At 45.8% G+C, this 22,815-nt stretch carries 22 protein-coding genes; 14 read left to right on the top strand and 8 right to left on the bottom strand.

The annotated features are described in order from the left end of the window. Positions 1–2 precede the first annotated feature (2 nt). The 6 genes from THIAE_RS09555 to def are packed head-to-tail and all read right to left on the bottom strand — an operon-like array spanning position 3 to position 6,900. Complete coding sequence (locus THIAE_RS09555) at positions 3–1,346, bottom strand: sigma-54-dependent transcriptional regulator (protein ID WP_006460204.1); 1,344 nt, start codon at positions 1,344–1,346, stop codon at positions 3–5. Then, positions 1,346–3,511 carry a sensor histidine kinase gene (locus tag THIAE_RS09550; protein WP_239232379.1) on the bottom strand — a complete coding sequence of 722 codons (2,166 nt, stop codon included), beginning with the start codon at positions 3,509–3,511 and terminating at the stop codon, positions 1,346–1,348. The genes THIAE_RS09555 and THIAE_RS09550 overlap by 1 nt, the downstream gene beginning before the upstream one ends. 45 nt (positions 3,512–3,556) lie before the next feature. Then, complete coding sequence (locus THIAE_RS09545) at positions 3,557–4,162, bottom strand: DUF4390 domain-containing protein (protein ID WP_006460206.1); 606 nt, start codon at positions 4,160–4,162, stop codon at positions 3,557–3,559. Next, on the bottom strand, positions 4,140–5,441 hold the full coding sequence (rsmB, locus tag THIAE_RS09540) for a 16S rRNA (cytosine(967)-C(5))-methyltransferase RsmB (RefSeq protein ID WP_006460207.1): 1,302 nt from the start codon (positions 5,439–5,441) through the stop codon (positions 4,140–4,142). The genes THIAE_RS09545 and rsmB overlap by 23 nt, the downstream gene beginning before the upstream one ends. Then, positions 5,441–6,388 (bottom strand): methionyl-tRNA formyltransferase, encoded by a 948-nt coding sequence (gene fmt, locus THIAE_RS09535; RefSeq protein WP_006460208.1) that lies wholly within the window; start codon positions 6,386–6,388, stop codon positions 5,441–5,443. Before fmt ends, rsmB begins: the two co-directional genes overlap by 1 nt. Then, positions 6,388–6,900 (bottom strand): peptide deformylase, encoded by a 513-nt coding sequence (gene def / locus THIAE_RS09530; protein ID WP_006460209.1) that lies wholly within the window; start codon positions 6,898–6,900, stop codon positions 6,388–6,390. Before def ends, fmt begins: the two co-directional genes overlap by 1 nt. Positions 6,901–6,954: 54 nt before the next feature. Between def and dprA the strand changes: the two genes are divergently transcribed. From dprA to THIAE_RS09475, 12 genes are all read left to right on the top strand, one after another. Beyond that, entirely contained in the window at positions 6,955–8,157 is a 1,203-nt protein-coding gene (gene dprA / locus THIAE_RS09525) for a DNA-processing protein DprA (protein WP_006460210.1), read from the top strand. Between the two features lie 116 nt (positions 8,158–8,273). Further along, complete coding sequence (locus THIAE_RS09520) at positions 8,274–8,654, top strand: DUF6627 family protein (protein ID WP_006460211.1); 381 nt, start codon at positions 8,274–8,276, stop codon at positions 8,652–8,654. After that, the gene (locus tag THIAE_RS09515) at positions 8,654–9,682 is read left to right on the top strand and encodes a PA2778 family cysteine peptidase (protein WP_006460212.1); all 1,029 of its coding nucleotides are present in this window, start codon (positions 8,654–8,656) and stop codon (positions 9,680–9,682) included. The genes THIAE_RS09520 and THIAE_RS09515 overlap by 1 nt, the downstream gene beginning before the upstream one ends. A 99-nt stretch (positions 9,683–9,781) precedes the next feature. Further along, positions 9,782–12,244 (top strand): type I DNA topoisomerase, encoded by a 2,463-nt coding sequence (gene topA, locus THIAE_RS09510; RefSeq protein ID WP_006460213.1) that lies wholly within the window; start codon positions 9,782–9,784, stop codon positions 12,242–12,244. A 57-nt stretch (positions 12,245–12,301) separates the two neighbouring features. Continuing rightward, a complete protein-coding gene (gene argS, locus THIAE_RS09505) occupies positions 12,302–14,083 on the top strand; it encodes an arginine--tRNA ligase (protein WP_006460214.1) in 1,782 nt (593 codons plus the stop codon). Positions 14,084–14,092: 9 nt separating this feature from the next. Next, entirely contained in the window at positions 14,093–14,806 is a 714-nt protein-coding gene (locus THIAE_RS09500) for an SPOR domain-containing protein (protein WP_006460215.1), read from the top strand. A gap of 84 nt (positions 14,807–14,890) precedes the next feature. Continuing rightward, a complete protein-coding gene (locus THIAE_RS09495) occupies positions 14,891–15,166 on the top strand; it encodes an accessory factor UbiK family protein (protein WP_006460216.1) in 276 nt (91 codons plus the stop codon). Then, positions 15,163–16,152 carry a YifB family Mg chelatase-like AAA ATPase gene (locus tag THIAE_RS09490; RefSeq protein ID WP_006460217.1) on the top strand — a complete coding sequence of 330 codons (990 nt, stop codon included), beginning with the start codon at positions 15,163–15,165 and terminating at the stop codon, positions 16,150–16,152. The genes THIAE_RS09495 and THIAE_RS09490 overlap by 4 nt, the downstream gene beginning before the upstream one ends. Then, positions 16,145–17,779, top strand: a complete 1,635-nt coding sequence (locus tag THIAE_RS09485; RefSeq protein ID WP_006460218.1) for a hypothetical protein — start codon at positions 16,145–16,147, stop codon at positions 17,777–17,779. The genes THIAE_RS09490 and THIAE_RS09485 overlap by 8 nt, the downstream gene beginning before the upstream one ends. Before the next feature lie 64 nt (positions 17,780–17,843). After that, positions 17,844–18,509: a hypothetical protein gene (locus tag THIAE_RS09480; protein ID WP_006460219.1), complete on the top strand. Its 666-nt coding sequence runs from the start codon at positions 17,844–17,846 to the stop codon at positions 18,507–18,509. After that, positions 18,502–18,627 (top strand): hypothetical protein, encoded by a 126-nt coding sequence (locus THIAE_RS10980; RefSeq protein WP_006460220.1) that lies wholly within the window; start codon positions 18,502–18,504, stop codon positions 18,625–18,627. The genes THIAE_RS09480 and THIAE_RS10980 overlap by 8 nt, the downstream gene beginning before the upstream one ends. Before the next feature lie 427 nt (positions 18,628–19,054). Further along, a complete protein-coding gene (locus THIAE_RS09475) occupies positions 19,055–19,348 on the top strand; it encodes a hypothetical protein (protein WP_006460221.1) in 294 nt (97 codons plus the stop codon). 236 nt (positions 19,349–19,584) lie between these two features. On the opposite strand, the gene THIAE_RS09470 is transcribed toward THIAE_RS09475, so the two are convergent. Beyond that, on the bottom strand, positions 19,585–19,962 hold the full coding sequence (locus THIAE_RS09470; protein WP_006460222.1) for a hypothetical protein: 378 nt from the start codon (positions 19,960–19,962) through the stop codon (positions 19,585–19,587). An 89-nt stretch (positions 19,963–20,051) separates the two neighbouring features. Between THIAE_RS09470 and THIAE_RS09465 the strand changes: the two genes are divergently transcribed. Further along, on the top strand, positions 20,052–20,387 hold the full coding sequence (locus tag THIAE_RS09465) for a helix-turn-helix domain-containing protein (protein ID WP_006460223.1): 336 nt from the start codon (positions 20,052–20,054) through the stop codon (positions 20,385–20,387). Between the two features lie 41 nt (positions 20,388–20,428). Next, entirely contained in the window at positions 20,429–21,946 is a 1,518-nt protein-coding gene (locus THIAE_RS09460) for a site-specific DNA-methyltransferase (protein WP_006460224.1), read from the top strand. Between the two features lie 14 nt (positions 21,947–21,960). Here THIAE_RS09460 and THIAE_RS09455 read toward each other — a convergent pair whose 3' ends face one another. Further along, the gene (locus tag THIAE_RS09455; protein ID WP_006460225.1) at positions 21,961–22,779 is read right to left on the bottom strand and encodes a hypothetical protein; all 819 of its coding nucleotides are present in this window, start codon (positions 22,777–22,779) and stop codon (positions 21,961–21,963) included. Between the last annotated feature and the right edge of the window lie 36 nt (positions 22,780–22,815).

Below are 22,815 nucleotides of genomic sequence, written 5' to 3'. Positions count from 1 at the left end.
TCCTACAAAGGATCTTTTGGATCAATATCGAGGCTTTTAAGTTTTCGATAGAGGTGGGTACGCTCTAGTCCAGCCATCTTGGCGGCTTCGCTTACATTGCCTTGGGTTTCAAGCAGTAGTTTTTTTAAATACTGCGCTTCAAATACCTCTTTCGCCTGCTTAAGGGGAACGGAAGTATCAATCTGCATCTCATTATAGTGTTGCAAATGTTTTTGGGTCAACATTTGATGAATTTCACTGGGTGTTAGCTGATGGGTTTGGCCAAAAATAAGTAACCGCTGCACCAGGTTTTTCAGCTCACGCACGTTGCCGGGCCAGGGGTGATGCATCAGTAAACTGAGATCCTCGTCACTAAATTCGCGTTTTGGCAGCCCTTCTTGGTGTACCGCTTGTTCAACAAAATGCGCAACCAGTTCAGGAATGTCTTCCAGATGTTGGCGCAAGGGCGGCACCATAATCGGCATCACGCTTAGGCGTTTATAAACATCTTCGCGAAAGCTACCTTCGGCTACTAATGGCGCCAAATCCTGCTGAGTGGTGCACAGTACCCTCAGATCCAGTTTGGTGATTTTATTGGCCAAGGTATCATGATGGTTAGGGGCAAAAATAAGCTCGGCTAAAAAGTTTTGGGCCGCGCTACTTAATTGATCCAGATGCGAAATAACCAGCGTGCCACCTTTTAACTGATCAAGCAAACTAGGCTGATCAGTATTTAACTGCCAAGCCGCTAAATTATGCGACAACTCATAGGCATGAACCTCGCTCAGACGAGCTTGTTGTCGACTTGAGTGACTATGCAGCGCTTTGGCAAATAAGTGTTTGCCCACCCCCGCTTCACCACTAATTAACACCGGCATGGTGTATTTTGCTAAACGCGTGATAGTGTCACGCAATTCGCGCATCACCTTACTTTTACCAATTGGCAAAATTTGATCAGGCTGTTGACGGCGCCAGGCTGAGTTTTCAGATTTCAAGCGATTATGCTCAAAAGCGCGCTCCGCGGTTAAAATGACTTTCGCCAACGAAAGCGGTTTTTCCAAAAAATCATACGCGCCATGCCGAGTGGCTTCCATCGCTGTTTCAATGGTGCCGTGGCCAGACATCATAATCACAGTGGTGTGTTCCAACCAATGATCATGGGCCATGTTTTTTAACAGGGTTAAGCCATCGGTGTCGGGCATCCAGATATCTAAAAACACCACATCAGGTCGATGCTCTTGCCAAAGTTGCTGGCCTTGGGTGCCATTACTAGCTAAAAATACGTCATAGCCTTCTTCGTCAAAAATTTCTTTCATTAACAGACGAATATCTTTTTCATCATCAATAATTAATAGGGTACCGGCCATCAGTGACTATCCTTTGTGAGGCGACTAAAGCAAATTGTAAACGCTGTGCCATGTTCGTCGGTATCGAGCGCAATGCTAGCTTGATGCTCTTCGACTATTTTTTTAACGATCGCTAAGCCCAGACCAGTGCCTTTAGGCTTATTGGTGGCATAGGGCTCAAACACCCAGTTATCTGCCGCATTCGGAATACCTGGACCATTATCTTTTACGCATAAGCAAATGCGCTCAGGTTGGCTCGCTTGAATCGTGCTAATAATAATGTGTGGATTAGGCCGATCCTCTAAGGCCTCAATGGCATTTTTGACAAGGTTATGTAGCATTTGACGAATTCGATTAGGATCTACCGCAACGTGGGCCTCGCCATCAGTCAGTTGCAGTTCCACGCTATTGGCCGGTAAACTGGTTTGATACAGCAGCGCGATTTCAGCGACCAGGTGGTTCAAATTCACCTCAGCTAAATGCAGTTCCGGTGTGTGTGCATAGTCAATAAAGGCCTGCACTAAACTTTGCATACTTTGAACCTGATGGGTAATAGTTTGGGTCATACGCACCAGTAATTGTTGATCCGCATCAGTGAGCTTGGGTGCGAGTTTAAAGGCCAAGCGTTCGGCGCTGAGTTGAATGGGTGTCAGTGGGTTTTTGATTTCATGCGCCAAGCGTCGCGCGACATCCCCCCAGGCAGCGTGAAGTTGCGCTTGCACTAAGTCGGTAATGTCATCCAATACCAGAACATAGCCAGCCAATTGATGATCCAGCGTAGTCAAGCTCGCGCCTTGCACTCTTAAAATACGCTGTTGGTTATCAAGCTGTAAAGTTACCTCAAAAGCCCAAGGCTTATGATCTTTATAATGATGCTCATCCTGTAATATTTGCGGTTTTTGCAGTTTATTAATCAACTGCTGAATAAGCGGGCTGAGGTGAGGGTCTTCAATTTCATTAAATACTTCGCTAAATACCTGGCCCGTCAAGGGGTGATGATGAAGTTGTAAAATCTCGATAGCGCGATTATTAAAGGTGCGTAATCGTTTATTGATATCAAAAGTAATCACCCCATTGGTCAGGTTGCGAATGACCGCTTGAAAGTAGAGCTTTTGCAATTCTGTTTGTTGATGATTCAGCTTAATATCATTACGTGCTTTCGCGACCTGCTGGGTCATTATGTTAAAGGATTGAATCAGCCGGCCAAATTCATCATTGCGCTCTATAGGCATCACGGTGGTGTAATCACCATCGGCTACGCGTTGCGTGCTTTGAATAAGTTGTCGAATCGGGCGGGTAAGGTTTTGCACAGCTTGAATGGTAAACAAAATGGTACTGACTAAGGTACCTAGCACCACTAAAAAAAGTAGCAGACTAAAGCTGGTTTTCAGCGGCTGACGCAGGTAATTGAGTTCTTGGTATTGGCTTTCAGCTAATCTGACCGATTCAGCGTAGCGGGTAATATGATCCGGTACCGCAAAAATCGCTTGTAATGCGAAGGTTTGATTTAGAAACGGGTCAATAACGGGCACTAGCACACGAATAATGTCCTGTTCATTGGCATCTTGGGTTTCTAAGGCGGCATAGTTATTGCGTTGGCGCACTTGTTGCAGCAAATTATCGGCAGGGCGTTCTGGCAAGATAGTTAAGCCAAAAGCATTACTAAATGCAATCAACTGACCATTGCTTTGATACAACGACACCTCTTGCGCATTCAGCAGCTCGCGTACATCGTTAATGCTAAAAGCAGGACGTTGAATCAGCGCATCACGTTGGCGTTCTTCGGCGCGCAGCGTGGCATTAAGATGATCACGAGTGGCATTGTCTAAATTACTCCTCACCAATGCACTGGCATCACTCAACGCCTGTTCGGTTTTTAAATCAAACCATTGGTCAATACTTTGATGAATAACGCTTAAAGAAAAGTAAAACATAATTAAAATGGGCACGGCTAACAGCAATGACAGGGTGCCAGAAAGTTGCACCGTGGTTTGGATGCCGGATTCGCCGCGACGGTATTGTTGATAGAGTTTAATTAAGCTGCGTGCCAAAATAGCCAGCAAGCCAAGGCTGGCAAAGAGGCTAAAGACTAATAGCGCAAGATAGTAAGACACCAAATCGGGCGCGTGCTGTAATAAATAGCGCATGACCGCTAAGGCACTGATTAATAACAGTGTACTAAGCAAGATCCAGCCATAGCTATTAAAAAATTGTCGACCCCGTCCCGCCACTTATAATCGTCCTAATTGAATCGGCGTATAGTGCCAATCACTCGTTAAACGCCATTCACGATGAAACAGCGCATGGGTTAACAAGGGGGCATTCAACTGCCAGTAGTCAACTGAAAACCTAAGCCGAATTTGATAGTTTAAGCCTGGGTGAAGCTGATTCATCGCCACTAGTGCAACGCTTTGTAAGCGCGTCAGCGTATTAAGTGCCTGCTGCAAATCTTGAAAATGTTGCACATTGCCATTGCGCTGATTAACCAGGGTGTAGCGTTGATAAAACCGAGAATAACTGAGTTCGGTCAGGTAATCAATGCGCGTAACGATAGGTTGATGCCATCGCATTAAGCCTGATTTTAACTGACGCACTTCAATATCGGTTCTAAAATAAAGTGTAATCCCCTTTGCAAGAGCTTCTAGCAGGCCTGCTGATAGCGCAATATCGCCTTGAGCGTCCAGCAATAGCTGTCCGTTTTGTTGCGATTCATTCAAATGAATGACATCAATATGGCCACTAATAGCCTTGGAGTCAGCTTGGGCGCTCGCATTAAGCGACCAGCCCAATAACAAGCAGAGATAGAAGTAGACTCTAACGCTTTTCAAGCAGCGCATAGTAAAAACCATCCATGCCCGCTTGACCAGGCAAAATCTGCCACCCTAGCGCCGAGGCGGATGTTAGGCCAGCAGGCAAGCTAATGGGGATAAGCTGCGCATCTGCATGGGCGCCCAAAAACGCACTAATTTGTTCACTATTTTCTTGCGGTAAAACCGAGCAGGTCGCATACAACAGGCGACCACCGGGTTTAAGTGTCGTCCAGAGTTGGTTGAGCAGGCCTGCTTGAATGGGCAGCAGTGCGGCAATATCCTCAGGGCGACGGTGCACTTTTATGTCGGGGTGACGTCGAATAATACCAGTGGCCGAACAGGGCGCGTCTAATAAAATTTTGTCAAACAGCTGGCCATCCCACCAATCGGCTAGCTTCGCTGCATCAGCGGCTTTTAAGCTGGCATGAAGCTGTAAACGCGCTAAATTTTCGGCGACGCGGTCTAACCGGCTTGTGTCTTTGTCTAAAGCGGTCAGCGCGAGTTGGTTTCGGGCAAACTCTAGTAAGTGCGTCGTTTTACCGCCGGGGGCGGCACAGGCATCGAGTAAGCGTTCACCTGGAATCGGTGCGAGTAATGGCGCGGCCTGTTGTGCCGCGATATCCTGCACACTAAACCAACCCTCCGTATAGCCAGGTAAGCTGGTAATATCGGTGTGCTGCTGGAGCACGAGTGCATCGGCACTGGCTGGATGAGGTTCAGCGAGAATGCCGGCATCAGTTAGTTGTTGATGAAACGCGTCAAACTGGCATAGATGACGATTGACCCGTAGGGTAATCAGCGGATTGTTATTGTTGGCGGCGAGCAGCTCAAGATAGTCATTAGGATAGGCTTGAGCTAATTCATCCACCAACCACTGCGGATGAGCGTGAGCAATCGTCGCGGTGGCGGGCAAATTGGCCAACAGCGCGTCTTGTTCACGAATAAATCGGCGTAATAGGCCGTTTAACAAGCCTTTTGCCCATGGCTTTTTCAGCTTTTGGGCCACTTTCAAGGTTTCGGCCACCGCCGCATGACTGGGTGTGTCTAAATATAGGATTTGATAAAGCGCTAGCAAAATCAAACTATTAACATCTTCATCCTTAGCCCGCATCGGTTTGTCGAGTAGCTGTGCACGGATCGCCACCAGTCGGTCATACCAGCGCAAACACCCAAAAACCAGGTTTTGGCAAAAAGCACGGTCGCGTCGGTCTGCAATCTTAGCTAAAACTTCTGGCATCACGTGACTCAGTGATTGGCCATGTTGAGTAACTTGCAATAGGGCTTTAAGCGCGAGTTGTCGTGACATCAGCGCAGTACCTGACCGATGAGATTGCGCGCTTGAGCAAAGTCATAGGCGCTCATCGGTTTCTTGCCAGCCGGCTGCACCTGAGTTAAGCGCACCTGCCCTTGGCCACAAGCGATATAAAGCCCTGTTTTATCTAATGCCACGATTTCACCCGCTTGGTGTGACTGAGCTGTCGCGCCAGTCGTCACCGTTGCTGTAACGGCCTGCGCGTTTAATAGGCGCAGGGGTTGTTCCTCCAATAATGCAAACGCCATCGGCCAGGGATTATAGGCATGGATTAGGCGCACGATATTTATCGCGTCGGCTTGCCAATCAATTTGGGCTTCAGCTTTGGTGAGTTTAGCGGCATAGCAGGCCTGCTGCTCGTCCTGTACTTTCGGCGTCAAACCGGGTAATAGCGCAAGGGCGGTCATTAAGGCTTGCGCGCCCAGCGGGGCTAACTTATCGTGCAGGCTTTGAGCGGTATCCTCGGGATGAATGGGTAGTTCAGCTTTATAAAGCATCGCGCCAGTGTCCAGTCCTGCATCCATTTGCATAATCGTAATCCCCGAGACCGCATCGCCTGCAGCGATGGCGCGCTGAATCGGTGCGGCACCCCGCCAGCGTGGTAATAGCGAAGCATGGATATTTAAACAACCAAGTTTCGGCGTGGCCAGTACCGCAGGAGGGAGCAGTAAACCATAGGCTACCACGATCATTAAATCGGTTTGATAGGCAGCAAAGGTCGCTTGCGCTGCAGTCGTTTTCAGTGATTCGGGTTGCTCTACCGGTAATTGATGTTCAAGCGCAAGCTGTTTAACCGGGCTAGGCGTTAATTTGCGCCCACGTCCGGCGGGGCGATCCGGCTGAGTATAAACCGCGACTACCTCATGCTCGGAGGCTAATAACGCGCGTAAAGGCGCCACCGAAAACTCCGGGGTGCCGGCAAACACAATCCGATAGCCCATTAATTTGCTCCTCGTTCAGCGGCTTGCATTTTCTTAAACTTATGCAGCAAGCGTGTGCGTTTCAGTGCCGACAAATGGTCGGTAAACAGCACACCGTTTAAATGATCTATTTCATGCTGAATGCAGACCGCCAGCAAATCATCGGCAATCATTTCAATCGGTTGGCCATCTCGGTTGAGCGCACGCACTTTAATATGGCGCGGCCGTTTGACCTCACCATAAATGCCGGGCAGGGATAAACAGCCTTCCTCCCAGCTAATTTCGCCGTCGGTGCCGATAATTTCAGGGTTAATCAGTGCCAAGGGTTTTGAATTATCTTCACTGACATCCACCACAATGATCCGTTCTTGTACGGCAATTTGCGGGGCAGCTAAACCAATGCCTGGTGCCTCGTACATGGTATAAAACATATCATCAATAAGTTGATCAATCCGGTCGGACATGTCCGCAACGGGGCGACATTTTTCACGCAATCCTGCATCAGGATATAAAACAAGCTCGAGTTTTTGCATATTAGTAGTTATACTTATATTTTAAATTGTACATCTTCTTATTATAGCGAAATTATGACCAGTTCACTTACCGACCTACACACAAGTTTCAGCCTCGAAGCCACGCCAGACCTTTCACCCACTTTAATCAAGCGTTTGGTGCTAGGACAAGCGAGCTTTAAAAACCTCACCGCGCTAGTGCACGCCTTTCCGAGCTGGAGCGCGATAGCACAGGCTGATCAGCAGGCCTGGTCACATCAAGCAGGCTGGCGTTATGAAGCGGCTAAGCGATGTTTTGAGGTTAGCGCTCAGGCCATTGAGGCTTTGGATAATTGGCTGTTACAACCGCAGCATCACCTGGTGTTATTAGGTGATGCGGCCTATCCGCCGCTGTTAAAAACCATAGTAGATCCGCCGATTGCGTTATTTGTGCAAGGGGATATCGGCTGTTTACAACGTCCGCAATTTGCGATAGTGGGCAGTCGTCATGCGACACGGCAAGGTCTCAAAATGACTGAGGATTTTGCCTGTGCTCTGGCCAATGCCGGGTTGCAGATTGTCAGCGGGCTGGCGCGAGGTATTGATGCGGCAGCACACCTGGGCGGTTTAGCAGGACTGGCTGGCACTATTGCGGTGGTTGGCACGGGGTTGGATCAGGTCTATCCAAAAGCGCATCAGCGTTTAGCCGCCCAAATCAGTGAACAAGGTGCACTCATCAGTGAATACCCGCTTGGCACGCCACCTTTGCGCCATCATTTTCCACAGCGTAATCGAATTATCAGCGGCATGGCACTAGGTTGTCTTGTGGTTGAAGCGGCCTTGCAAAGTGGTTCGCTGATTACAGCCCGCCAAGCTTTAGAGCAGGGACGGGAAGTATTTGCCATTCCGGGATCCATCCAAAATAGCCTTGCCCGTGGTCCGCATGCGATGATTCGTCAAGGGGCAAAACTGGTTGAACAGGTTGATGACATCTTAGAAGAATTAGTACCTTTGCTGCAAAAACACCAAGCGCTAGCCTTAACCCCATCACATGAAGACGCGAAACAACCTGCCTGTCCTAATAGTCCGAGCAGGCCTGCTACGCATTCATTAGCCCTAGATAGTTTAACCGCTGCAGAACGCAGTCTATATCAGCTGATGGAATATGAGGCGGTGTCGCTAGATCAACTGATGAGTTTGAGTCATTTGAGCGCGGCAGAGGTACAAAGTAGTATGATGATGCTTGAGATAGCTGGCTTGTGCCAGGCTCTGTCAGCCGGGCGATGGCAGCGCTGCTAAATTCTGTTTTGCAAAGAGTCTGCATATTTCGCTTGAGCAAAGTAAGCGATTGCGGCTAAACTTAAAGCGTTGTTTAAATAGCTATTTTCGTTTTACTCATTTAAAGGAGCAATAGCATGATTAAGAAATGGTTAGGTGGCGCATTAGCCGCGATGGTACTGGGTGTGGCAAGTATGGGTGCGCAAGCGAGCATGATTTCAAATGCCGAATTAGCAGCCGTTGAAGCACAGCTTGAATTGCGTGATCAAGTGATGCAGCAAATTACCCGTGCCGATGTGCAGCAACAGTTAGTGGCGATGGGTGTATCGGTTAAAGACGTTGAACAGCGTATTGCCGCGATGACCGATGCTGAAATTGCGCAGTTGCACAGTCAATTACAAGACCTTCCAGCGGGTGCCGGTGTGATTGGTATCGCTTTGTTTGTTTTTGTGGTATTTGTAATTACTGATGTGCTTGGTGCAACGGATATTTTCCCGTTCATTCAACCGGTTAGATAATGACAAGATTCGCCGTTACAGGGCAACTTAACACCCGGCTTTGGCTGGGTGTTTTGTTTTTAATCGGCCTGTTTGGACTCACAACCTTATCGGGTTGTGCCACTCCCAAACAAAGCCAGGCCTGGTTGCAAACCACCGATGCGCCCATTCAGTTTGAATTAGTGGATGTGCCTTTTTTCCCTAATCAAGATTACTATTGTGGTCCGGCTGCGCTCGCCAGTATGATGACTTATCAAGGTGAGGCGGTGACGCCAGAGCAGCTTATTAATCGCTTGGTTATTCCGGCTAAGGAAGGGACGTTACAAATTGAGCTGAGCGCGGTGGCGCGCCAAGCCGGTTGGTTGCCTTACCAAATTGAGGGAGATTTGGCCGCCCTAGAACAGGCGGTTCTTGCAGGTTATCCCGTGTTGGTCTTACAAAATCTCGGTTTAGATTGGGCGCCTAGATGGCATTATGCGGTGGTGGTGGGTTTTGATCGAGCCAGCAGACACTGGATATTGCGTTCTGAACAGGAACCTCGACGCCTGACCGCCGCGGGTGTGTTTGAACGTACCTGGGCACGCGGCGGCTATTGGGGCATGGTCTTAGCTGATCCGGCAGCGCCCCCCCCTTTTGCGCAAGCGCGCCCATGGTTTCAGCGTGCGTTTGATTTAGAGTCTGTCGGCCAGCTTGATGCCGCGCACGCCGCTTATGCCTCAGGCTATCAGCGTTGGCCGGCGTTTTTGCCCTTTGGCCTCGCGTTACTTAATGATTATTATGAGCAGCAGGCCTGGTCAGCAGGCGATGCGTTATTAGCGCAACTTTGGCAACAGCATCAAAGCTCGGCACAATTATGGAATAACTGGGCGGTATGGCTGTCAGCGCAAGGGTGTCCTAGCTTGGCGCAACAGGCATTACAATGCGGTTGGCAACGTCAACCGGATGCGCCGTTTTTAATCAATACCGCAGCCAATTTAGGTCTGCCTGATTTAGATCAACTCCCCCCGCTATCCTTTACTGATTGCGGGCCATTACAATGTCGGCGTTGATTTAGTATTGATTTTAAAGCTGATTTTATTGGGTAATGCCAGAGTTTTCGGTAGAATGCCTGCATTTAAATGCAAAACAATTTTTTTAGGTTAAAGTGAATGAAGAACTTAGTCATTGTGGAATCGCCGGCCAAGGCCAAAACCATAGAGCAGTATTTAGGTAAGGACTTTGTGGTGCGTTCCAGCTATGGGCATATTCGCGACCTATCCAAAAAAGGCATGGGCATTGATATTGCCAATCGCTTTGTGCCAAGTTATGAAGTCTCGCCGGATAAGAAAAAAACCGTGACCGAGTTACGTAAGCTTGCCAAGGAAGCGGATGCGGTGTGGTTGGCAACGGACGAGGACCGCGAAGGGGAGGCGATTGCCTGGCACCTTGCTGAAGCGCTGAACTTGGATGTCATGGCAACCAAGCGCATTGTTTTTCATGAAATTACCAAGCCTGCCATTACCCAAGCGGTCGCTAATCCGCGTCAGGTTGATCTTAATCTGGTCAATGCGCAGCAAGCTCGACGCATTCTCGATCGCGTTGTTGGCTTTGAGTTATCGCCTATTTTATGGAAGAAGATTCGTACCGGTCTATCGGCTGGGCGGGTGCAATCTGTTGCGGTGCGGCTGATTGTTGAGCGTGAGCGCGAAATCGATGGCTTTACACCGACATCTAGTTTTAAAGTGTCCGGTGAGCTTTATACCCTCAACGCGCAAGGCCAACCGGATGAAACCTTGCCGGTTAAGCGCCTAGCTGCATTTGATGACGAAGCCAGTGCCCAAGCCTATCTAACTAGCTTAACGGGCGCGACCTTTAGTGTAGCCCAGTTAGATCAAAAACCGGCCAAACGCTCGCCAAAGCCACCGTTTACCACTTCGACTTTGCAGCAAGAAGCCTCGCAAAAACTGGGTTTTTCTGTCAAGCAAACCATGGTCATTGCCCAGCGGTTATATGAGTCGGGCAAGATTACTTATATGCGTACCGACTCGGTGAATCTATCTGAAGTGGCGATTGGACAAGCTAAAGAGGTGATTACCAAGCGTTTTGGGGCTAATTACAGTCACCCTCGTCGCTATAAAACCAAACAAGCCGATGCTCAAGAGGCGCATGAAGCCATTCGTCCGACTGATTTTACGGTAACGGATGTGGGGGGCGAGCGTAATGAACAGCGTTTATATCAATTGATTTGGGCGCGGGCATTGGCCTCGCAAATGAGTGAAGCTGAACTCCTCCGCAGTCAGGTCGATATTGCGATTGCGCCATCCAACAATGAAGTCCTGGTGGCCAAGGGTGAAATCGTCACCTTTGAAGGCTTTATGAAAGTCTATAATCTAGAAGGTCAAAAAGACCAAGATGTGTTGTTGCCGGCATTAACTGTAGGGCAAACCCTGCAACCAGGCCTGCTGCAAGCTAAACAAAGTTTTAGCCGCGCGCCGGCGCGTTATAACGAAGCCAGCTTGGTGCGTACTCTCGAAGAAATGGGCATTGGGCGTCCGTCCACTTATGCGCCAACCATTGATACCATTCAGCAACGTGGTTATGTGATTAAAGAAGATCGTGAAGGCACACCGCGTGCCGTACGTTTGTTAAGTTGGCAAGCGGGACAAGTGAAAGCCGAAACCCTAGAAGAAATCACCGGTAGCGAAAAAAACAAACTCTTTCCAACGGATATTGCGGGCATCGTGAATGACTTTTTGGTCAAAAATTTTGGTCAAGTGTTAGATTTTCAATTTACCGCGCAGGTGGAAGCCAAGTTTGATGAAATTGCCATGGGTCAGCAGGCCTGGCAAGATATGCTGGAAGATTTTTATGCCAAGTTTCACCCTAATGTTGAATTGGCTGAAACCCTTTCACGTGAAGAAGCGGGGCAAGCCCGATTATTGGGTAATGACCCGAAAACCGGGAAGCCAATGTTGGTCAAAATTGGCCGCTTTGGCCCGTTTGTGCAGCTTGGAGATGGCGAAAACGACGAAAAGCCGACCTTTGCCAGCCTCAAGCCCGGTCAAAAAATGGATACGATTAAACTCGAAGAAGCCTTGGAGCTATTCAAGCTCCCACGTACTTTGGGCGAAATGCCCGAGGCTTATCATGCTACCGCAGCTGATGGTACGCCATTTGGGGTCGAGCAAGGTCAGCTGATTATCGCTAAACAAGGGCCATTTGGTCCTTATTTGGAATACGGTGACAAGCAATTTGCGCCGATTAAAGGCTATGACCCGCTCAGCATTACTCTCGAAGAAGCGGTCTTGGTGATTGAAGCCAAAATTCAGGCCGATGCGGATAAAATCGTGCGCAGCTTTCCGGGCACCGATGTCAAAATCCTCAAAGGTCGCTGGGGACCCTATATAACCGACACGGTGACGAAAGTGAATGCAAAAATCGCCAAGGACGAGGACCTGATGAGCCTAACCTTGGACGAGTGCAACGCGCGTTTAGCCGCGGCGCCGCCACCCAAAAAACGCGGTCGAGCGGCAGCGCCTAAAAAGCCCGCTGCTAAAAAAACCACGGCAAAGCCAGCGGCTAAGAAAGCCACCGGCACGACGCGCAGCAAAAAAGTGACCGCGAAAAAATAACCTACGAATTACGAACAACCTATGCCGTCTAGGCTGAATGAGCTGAATGAGATAGACATGAAAAACACGTTAAACCAATTATTGATTACTGCCATTAACACCCTGCAGGCAGACCAGGTTTTACCGCAAGAACTCAATTTTACTGTGCAAATTGATGCCACTAAAGACAAAGCCCATGGTGATTTTGCGACCAACTTAGCCATGATGTTAGCCAAACAAGCAGGCCTGCCACCGCGTGCCTTAGCGGAAAAAATTGTCGCTGCCTTGCCCGCGCATGACTCGGTGACACAGGTTGTCATTGCTGGGCCGGGTTTTATTAACTTTTATGTTAATGAACAAGCCAAGATGGCGGTGGTGGCGCAGATTCATCAACAAGCCGCTCAGTTTGGACAAACCAGCACCGGACAAGGTGCGTCAGTGTTGGTGGAGTTTGTGTCCGCCAACCCCACCGGGCCATTGCACGTAGGGCACGGCCGAGGCGCAGCCTATGGCGCGAGTTTAGCCAACCTACTGGCCTATGCCGGTTATCAAGTCACCCGCGAATACTATGTGAACGATGCCGGTCGTCAAATGGATATTTTAGCCACCTCGGTCTGGTTACGTTACCTGGAATTGTGTGGCGAAACCTTCCCTTTCCCCAGCAACGGTTATAAGGGCGACTACATCTACGCGATTGCGCGTCAATTAGAAGCCAAGTTTGGTCATACCCTGCGTAAACCTAGCTTTGAAGTCATGGCCGGTATTTTTGCCGATGAAGGTCAAACGGATGCACAAGGTCAAGCCGGTGACAAAGAGCGTCACATTGACGATTTAATTGCCAAAGCCAAAGCGCTATTAGGCGTGCAGGATTATGAGCAGGTGTTTAACCTCGCTTTACACGATATTTTGGCCGATATTGAAGAAGATCTCGCCGAATTTGGGGTTAAATTTGATAACTGGTTCTCCGAGCGTTCATTGATGCATTCCGGCGTGGTTGATGCGGCGATTGAAAAACTGCAGCAAGCCGGAAAAATTTACGAGCAAAACGGCGCGCTCTGGTTCCGCTCAACGGATTATGGCGATGAAAAAGATCGCGTGGTGGTGCGTGAAAACGGCATTAAAACCTATTTTGCGTCAGATATTGCCTACCACTTCAACAAACTTGAGCGCGAATTTGAAACCCTGATTGATATTTGGGGTGCCGACCATCATGGTTACATTCCGCGCGTCAAAGCGGCGATGGATGCGATGGGCACAAACCCCGATGCGTTACAAGTGCAGCTGGTGCAGTTTGCTATTTTGTATCGCGGCGGTGAGCGTGCGCAAATGTCCACGCGCAGTGGTCAGTTTGTCACCTTGCGCGAATTGCGTGACGAAGTAGGTAATGATGCCGCGCGTTATTTTTATGTGTCGCGTAAATCCGAGCAACACATGGACTTTGACTTGGACTTAGCCAAATCCAAATCCAATGAAAACCCGGTGTATTACATTCAATACGCTCATGCGCGCATTTGCAGTGTCCTGCAGCAGGTGAGCGAAAAAGGGTTTAGCGCGTTTGATGCGCAAGCAGGCCTGGCAAACCTTGCCTTATTAACCACTGAGCATGAGCAAGATGTGGCCGCAAAACTCGCGCAATTTCCGGAGTTAATTGGCCGGGCCGCTGAAGCGCGCGAACCCCATCAAATTGCCTATTATTTGAAAGACCTCGCCCATGCACTTCATAGCTACTATAATGCGCAGCCGCTGTTAGTCGCCGATGATGCCCTGCGTAATGCGCGTTTGTCGTTATTGGTCGCGATTAAACAGGTATTAGTCAATGGCTTAACCCTACTTGGGGTTAGCGCCCCAGAGCGTATGTAGTGAACCATCATGGCGCGTGACTTTCGCTACGGCCCGGCGCAAAAGGCCGGTTACCAACGTAAATCGCAACAACCTGCGGCCACAAACGAGTCGAAAGCCACGGGTCGCCCTTTAAGCTCGAAAGGCTTTGTCTGGTTAGTGATTGGGTTAAGCCTAGCATTAGCCGCGTCATTTTATATCACCAATCATTTCAAACAGCATGGCCCTAAAAGCCAGTGGTCGCAAGCTGACTTAACTGAGCAAGAGCGCGGGTTGATGGTGGAGCCGGCCAGCACACCGATTGTTCAGCCTCAAGCACAGCCGGAATCCGCTCCCACTCAAGTCGTTGCGGTGCCGGTGGCTCCGCCTGTGCCAGTCGAAGCAGAGGCCTCCGCCGCCGTTATCGAACCGCCTAAGCCCAGCTTTCGGTTTTATGATGATTTGCCACGCTTAACAACGGTGACCGATGTGCAACCACTACCGGTCCAGTTGCCCGAGCCTATGTGGATTCAAGCCGGCTCATTTCGTCATTTAGAACAAGCCCAACGCGAACAACGCCGACTCTCGACCGATGAGCGGGTGATGCAAATTGCGCCGATTGAAACGCCCAATGGTAAGTTTTATCGGATCGTCATTGGACCTTACACCGATCGGTTAAAATTAAATCAGCACCGTAACGAACTGCGTCGCTTTGGCGCGGATACCCGGGTCGTTAAAATAGCGCCCCAGTCCACGATAGATTAATGAGTAAAAATACTTAATTTTTACTCTTCTAGTGATTTTTTTGCGTTATACTGCTTCATATCATCACCAACAAAAGGTTATCCCATGTTTAATCCACAGCACCTAGATGGCATTGTCAAACAAGTACTAGACGCGATTCCGGCTGAGGTCGGTCAAGCGCCTGAACAATTTAAAGCGCAAGTGAAAGCTAAAATTCAGCAGGCCTTGCACGAAATGGATCTCGTCACGCGTGAGGAGTTTGAAATTCAGCAACAAGTTCTAGCAAAAACACGCGCTAAATTAGACACGCTGGAAGCGAAGTTGGCGGCTTTTGAGCAAGCCACCGAGGCGACCACGTCATCAGGTGAACAATCCGTTTGAGTGTCGCGCGGGTTTATTGTCGTACCCAAACGGGCCTTGCCGCTGAACGGGTCACCATTGAAGTCCATGCCGCCAATGGTTTGCCCAGTCTAACCCTGGTGGGCTTGCCAGAGGCCGCGGTTAAAGAAAGTAAAGACCGCGTGCGCAGTGCCATTCTAAACAGCGGCTTTGACTTACCGCCGAAGCGGATTACCATCAATCTTGCCCCGGCTGACTTACCCAAGTCGGGTAGCCGTTTTGATTTGGGTATTGCATTGGGTATTTTGGTGGCCACTGGGCAATTAGCCGCAGCACGCCTTGACGGGCACGAGTTTTATGGCGAGTTGGGGCTGGAAGGACAGGTTCGTAGCTGCCAAGGTTTGTTGCCGGCACTGGTCGCCGGTGCCAAGGCAGGTAATAAACTGGTATTGCCAGCGGACTTGGCTGACCAGGCCTGCTTATTAGATTATGCGCATTGCGGTTTAGCCGATAATTTACGCCAACTCTGCGATTACCTTACTGGTGAGGCGCAACTCAATCCATTGCCAACCACAACCCCTATGGTGCAAGACTATCCATTTGATCTAGGCGATGTTCAAGGTCAGGCGCAAGCGAAGCGCGTTCTTGAAATCGCCGCGAGTGGTCATCATTCGTTATTAATGGTTGGCCCACCAGGGGCGGGTAAAAGTATGCTGGCGCAACGTTTGGTCAGTTTGTTGCCGCCGCTAAATCGTGATGAGGCGTTGGAAGTCGCTCAACTGCATTCCTTAGCTGGGCAGCGAATCACCGCTGCCCAGTTTTTGAATCGACCTTGGCAAGCGCCGCATCATTCGTCATCGGCTGCAGCGGTCATTGGCGGTGGGTGGTATTTCCAACGGTTTTTGCTACATTACAAAAGATTATGCTACAGCTTTCTCGTTAAATTCTTAGGCTTTCTTCATCAAGGTTCATCACTAAATATTTTGGTTTGCGCCCCTTTTTATTCGAGGAGGTGCAGTATTGGCTAAAACTTTCCATATAGAAACGTTATTCAGTGACAACATCGAAAGAGTTGTAAGAGCTTTTTGTAGTGTTAAACAAAACACATCTGACCGCTCAAATCCATTGGTTACTATTGCTTTCAGAAGAGTTTCTTGTGGTCAGATTGAGTACTCTACAGCGGCCATTTCAGAGCTTGATGTGTTGCGTATAGGCAGCGTTTGGAGGGGAAGTTTTGGCATTCAAAATGAGCTTAAAGACAATAAGGTTCTACAAAATGGATGGCTAGAATTTGACCTTTCTAGCCAGCAAGTTGAGTTTTTCGATCTCTATCAGCTAATAAATATCTATCCGGCTGATCAGGAAATTGGTAAAACACGTGTAGCTAAACTTTTAACAACGACAGGAAAAGTTGTTTACGTACAATCTTTAGAAATATTCACTTCTCTTTATACTCCTGAAAACAAAAATATTCGTAGAGCTTTATTGAACTTTGATCTGGATGGTGTTGTAGACAACTTCGTGCCGAAAGATCAGCAAGGTATGATTAATGGGCAGTATATTCTTCCAAAGGGTTTTGAGCGATCTAATGCTGTATTTCTAGCTTATATTGCGAATCATCACGTTACACGTCAGCGCTTATCAAAAATTCGCTCCCAGATTAATCGGGGTCGCCGTTTTATTGATGCCATTCCTTACCACCCGAATAAACTGTCTTTTGAAGCCGCTTATGAAGAAAATAATGGGGTAATCTTTGTACATAGAATAAATAAATTTAGAACTCCGACTGATATACCTTTAGTTCAGGTAAAGGAAGAAATCACCAGCAAACCCAATAAGCCTAATGTTGGCCGCAAGCCAAATTCCAAAATCACAGAACATGACGAAATCTATGTTCAAAATTCAATTCCACCAGGTGTGGGTAGTAATACCCAATACATTGAATCAGGTGTTGTTGTGCATGACTCAAACATAGTAACCGAGACTGTAGTGGAGCGAAAAGAGCCTATTCCAGCCCCTCGAGATAAAGATGCAAATGAACCAGAACAGTTTTCTTCAGGTAGTGAGTTTTCTGACAACGACAAAATTGGCAAGTTGAAGACAGCAAAGGCTTCAGACAAAAAAGCGTCAGGTATTGAAAAGGAATTCATTGAATCTCTGGAAATACTTAAGGCTTCAGATGAGAAGATGAAAGGTTACGCTGTCTTAGGTTGCAATGATTCTATTTATGAAATGGAACCCGGTGCATTTTTTGGAATTTCATTTACTCGTGATGGCGATAAAGATGAAGGAAAAATACTCTGGCATCAGATGACACGGAAGAAGATTAAAAATGTATTCCCTCCTGAGTATGCTATTACCTATCGAAAGATAGCTCTTATAAAAGTGAAATATGACGGGAAACAGTTTTACTTTGTTGAAATTCAGCCTAGAACAGTAAGTGATAAGTATCGTGGATTAATGTTTAGCTCTCCAAAAGGCTTACTTGAATGTGACTTAGTTTACAACTTAATGAAGTGCATTAAAGACGAACAAGGGTTATTACTCAAGGCGAAAAACTCTTTGGAAGATCATTTGGGGCAAGTTAAAGTATTTAAGCACCCCAAGAACCTGGCACAAAAGCTGAAGAACTTGATGTCCTCTGGGTTTAGTTAATGGAGCGACTCTTGGGGACTTTGTTGAAATGGTTGTTGTTAAGAAAATTTAGGATGAGTAAATAATGACTGAGTTTGCTGTTCTAATTGGTTTGATATTTTTTCCGGGGCTAATATCAGCGGTAATTTCAGAGAGAATTACGACTCACGCAAAACCATGGGGTGTTTTAAAGTATGGCATATACTCTTTTGTACTCGGCCTTCTGTCTTATACAGGATTGCAAATGATTGATTTGATTGTTCAAGCATTTTTCATTATTCCAGATGAGTATGAATATTTGTTGGTATGGAATTTTATTCTGGACTCAACGTCAAAATTTTCAATGTTAGAGGTCTTTTGGGCAACTGTGTTTTCTGTTCCGCTTGGGTTTGTTGTAGCCGCAATAATTAATCATAAGATAATTAATAAATTGGCAAGCTTTTTACACGTTTCATTCAAGTATGGAGATGAGAACTTATTTAGTTATTTTTTAAACGCGCGAGATGCTGACTGGGTATATGTAAGGGATCAGTCTCGAAACCTGACTTACGAGGGAAGAATCTTATCTTTTTCTGAAAACCAATCGATTCAAGAGTTGGTATTGTGTGATGTTATTGTCTATGGGTATGAAGACTCGCAAGAATATTATTCTGTGCCCAAAATCTATCTATCAAAAAAAGTAGGTGAGTTTTTAATTGAGTACGTTCCTAAAGAGAATTTTTCTAAGACGAAGGAGTCCGGTCATGAGTGAAAAGAATGTTGTAAAAAATTATGGGCATGTTAAGGGTGGTGTAGAGCGCTCAACATCTCAGCCGGAAAAAAATACTAGACCTGTTTCGCCGCCGCCAGCACCAAAACCTAACAAGTAGCTTTGAATATAATGGAGAAGTGTTATGAGTGATAAGAGTCTTCAAGAGGGTTATACAAAAGGAAATATAAAACCGGTTAACAGTGGTGAGCTAAGGGGAAGACCAAGCTCACCACCACCGCCTCCTCAACCAAAGAAAACAAATGCAAATCGATGAGAGCGACTTGAGTGGATTTGTTCAGGATCATCGAATAATAAGAGTACGGCAAGGTCTGGCGCTGTTGATCCGGCACGACTAGATTCTTGCGATAATTAGTATTACTATGTTTTGGTAAATATGTCATTAATGATACTGTAATGGTTGTTAAGTGAATTAGCGTGTCTTTTTTAGCGTTGTGCTATTTGTGAGCTGAAAACATGCTCTAAGAAAGCTTCTAAATTCAAATTTTCTTTATGACTTAAGCCGCTAACTTAATTGAGATAAATCTATGTCTAATATGACTTTAATGAGAACAAAAAACACTCGGGCTGCCAGGCTTGGTGCGGTGATTTTGATCATAAAAAAACTTACAAATGCTTCTGATCAAGAAATGGCTCGATTGATAGATTGCAATATTTGGCAGCTTCGTCAGCTTGAATTAGGAAGAAGTCTTGACTGGATTAAGGCAGGTAGAAAGTTGTCAGAAGTATTTAGTCAACTCGGACTACAGCCAATAGAGTCAGTTGATCAAGAACCAATGGCGTACCCTAATCTTGAAAAGTATTTTGATATGTTGAAGTGATTAATTAAAGGGTACCTCGATTAACTAATTTTAGGGGAAGTGGACACAATCTCCTGAAGTTATAAGAAGTAGGCTGGAAGGGCGCAGAGGACAGCTGTTTGATTTGAAGTTGATAGAAGAGTTCCAGACTTGGAGATATCTCAGGCAAAAGCGGTGGCTAGTTGCTTAAACCTTCCATTATTAAAAGTAACTTCTGAACAAGAAAATATTCCGCTAATTATTGATTTTATAAGCCCTTAATGCTTTCTTACATAGCAAAAAGATTGAGGCGGAGTTCTAATGCCCAAGTCCTCTAAGTTGAGAGGTGTCGGGTACTTTGTCATTTTTCCTACTTTAATCGCAAAGCCTTTCATCTTACCTTGAAAGTATTTATCGAAATATTCTTTACTTATCCCTGAGTGATCGGCTGTCTCTTTCCATAAAGCATCAGGCTCCATTTCATATATTTTAGAAATATCAAACTCCCCTATGACCTTTTGCAAAGGGCTGGATGCATAAATAACTACTGAAGTAACGCAATTATTTCTGAATATGGCCTTTCTGAACTCAAACTGCTTTTCGCCCGTTAAGATTTTTTCTGCGAACTGAGGCTTTATCGAGAGTAGAACTTTCATATTTACCCACCGTTTTCAAATGTTGATGTCGTTGAAATTTTTAGATATTATACAAATAAATATTCAAATATTCAAATAAGTTGCTAAAAATGGATAAAGGTGTAGCTGTTATTCGTAAGGAGTTAATCGCTTGGGCCACAAATATTACAGATGTTCAAAAAGATATATCTATGGTTACAGGCGTTTCACAGTCGCAGATTTCTAAAATTTTATCTGGGAATTTTAAGACAGTTTCTCCTAATGTAAAAAAAATATGTGAATATGCAAATATTCAAATTTATTCAAATGACAGGGTTCAGCTATCCCAAGAGCTAAAAGAGGCTTTGATGGATTTATGGGACGGGAGTAAAGAGTCCGAAAAGGCTTTGGTTAAGACTTTAAAGAATATGAAAAGTTTGATTGCTCATTGCTATGACAGAGTCTGAGTCGTTTAACTTGGCCAATTATTTTAAGAAAAGGAAGGAATATGCCTATTTTACAGTGGCTAAATAAAGATGAATCTCTTTTGGATGCTAAGAATTGTCGCTATCGTCTATTACAAGAAAAGTCGGAGTTTTCTTATGGTGAGGTAGATTCCAATAATATGCTGATTCAAGGGGATAACCTTGAGGCTCTTAAAGCACTGATTCCATACTATGCAGGACAAGTTAAATGTATCTTTATTGATCCTCCTTACAACACTAAAGGCGCATTTGAGCATTACGATGATAATTTAGAGCATAGTAAGTGGCTTTCCTTAATGTACCCAAGGTTGGAATTACTCGCAGAACTATTATCGGAGAATGGCTCTATTTGGATTTCTATTGATGACGATGAATCTCACTATTTAAAAGTAGTTATGGATGAAATTTTTGGGCGTCATAATTTTGTAGCCAATATTGTGTGGCAAAAAAAGTATGCACCGCAAAATGATGCCAAATGGTTTAGCGACAATCACGACCACATTCTGGTTTATGCTAAAAATAAAGAGGCTTGGAGGCCAAATCTACTTCCAAGAAGTGATGAGGCAAATTCTAGGTATAAAAACCCCGATAACGATCCTAGAGGACCTTGGAAAGCAGCAGATATGTCTGTAAAGACATATTCAGAGTCTAACGATTACCCTATTACCGTTCCATCAGGACGTGTTGTAAAGCCCTCAGCAAGCCGTTGTTGGGGGTATTCTAAAGAGCGTTATGAGGAAATGGTTAAAGATAATAGGATTTGGTTTGGTCAAAGTGGAAATAATGTCCCTGCTGTTAAAAAATTTTTGACAGAGGTAAAGGATGGCACCACTCCGATGACTATATGGCCGTATCAAGAGGTTGGACATAATCAGGAAGCAAAAAAAGAATCCAGATTGTTTAATCCAGACGATGCTTTTGCGACTCCGAAACCTGAAAAGCTTATTCAAAGAATACTAACCCTTGCATCTGAAGAAAATGATTTGGTTCTAGATTCTTTTTTAGGTTCTGGTACTACCGCAGCTGTTGCTCATAAGATGAAGCGCAGATATATCGGTGTCGAGATAGGAGACCATGCAAAGACTCATTGTCAGAATAGACTAAAGCAAGTCGTTAATGGGGAACAGGGTGGGATCTCTAAGTCATTAAATTGGTCTGGAGGTGGAGGTTTTAAGTTTTATGAATTAGGTGAGATGGTATTCAATGAGTACGGCTCGATTAACCCTGAAATAAAATTTCCGATTCTTGCTGCTCATATTTGGTATTTGGAAACTAAAAAGCCAATCCATATAACTGAACCGTCTCCGTTTTTAGGATGTCATGGCGGAACAGCGTACTACCTTCTTTATAATGGTGTTCTTGGAGATAGAAGACCAAGTGGTGGGAACGTACTAACTCGAAAGGTTCTAAACGAACTTCCTAATGTCTCTAAACATGAAAAAATTGTAATTTATGGTGAATCTTGTCGGTTAGGTGGCGATAGCTTAAAACAAGCCAATATTATTTTTAAGCAAATACCTTATGATGTTGGCCTGTTTTAAGCGGTTAGTGCGTTTTAGGGGAGATGCTCAAAAATTTCGTGTATTTCATGAAATGACTTTCCTTCTCTTAAAGGAGCCAGCCACATGGACTTGGTTTCCCCGTCATGAGGGCTATTCCAAGTCCGTTTTTTATTTTGCTTAGCAAGGTTGTTGGAGTAATCCAGTATTTTTCCTGAATAATTCCAGCGAGTTAATATACAAGGAATATACCTGTGTTCGATCTGGAGTTGATCGAAAATGATGGAGCAATTACTCCTATCTTCGATTGTATCTTTACAGGCTTCATCTATGTGTTCATCAATTATTCTTAAGCCATTTAACTGAGACTTGTTGAGGTCAAAATAAACCTGTGTCTCTATTTGTGCTTTAAGGTCTTTAGCTATGTTATTATCATGCTCATTAAGTACCTTAAAATCACATCGTTTTAGTGCTTTCTCTAGGTTATATCCTCTTGGTAATCTAGAGGATTTAACGGAGACAGTCACCGCATATTCAGGAATGTCGTCAGGCGATATTTTAAGAGATTGAACCTTTCTTGCCCAAGGTCCAAGGCCGATGCCTCGCTTTGAAATTAATAAATCCCAGCCGGGATCAGGTGTTTGAAAATTATCTGTTCGAATTTGATCATAAGCAATTGCTGCAAAACCACTGGACCTGAAAAATTCCGCGACAGCGATGGTTGCCAAGTCTCCCATGATTTTGTCATCTAATGATTCAGTAATTCCTCTAGAATTCATATTGAGTCTATCAATAGAATATCTCAACTTTTTAGCAGCCCATTCTATAGCTGCTAGTTTTGCTTCATTTTTCCAGTAAATCGTCATAAAAGCCATTTATTTTTTATGATGCTTTAGTTAAATAGATATAGA

It is taken from the genome of Thiomicrospira aerophila AL3, from assembly GCF_000227665.2.
In the GTDB taxonomy this organism is placed as follows: Bacteria; Pseudomonadota; Gammaproteobacteria; order Thiomicrospirales; family Thiomicrospiraceae; genus Thiomicrospira; species Thiomicrospira aerophila.
Note: the sequence above shows the minus strand (reverse complement) of the source record. Positions and strands in the feature narration are given on the sequence as shown.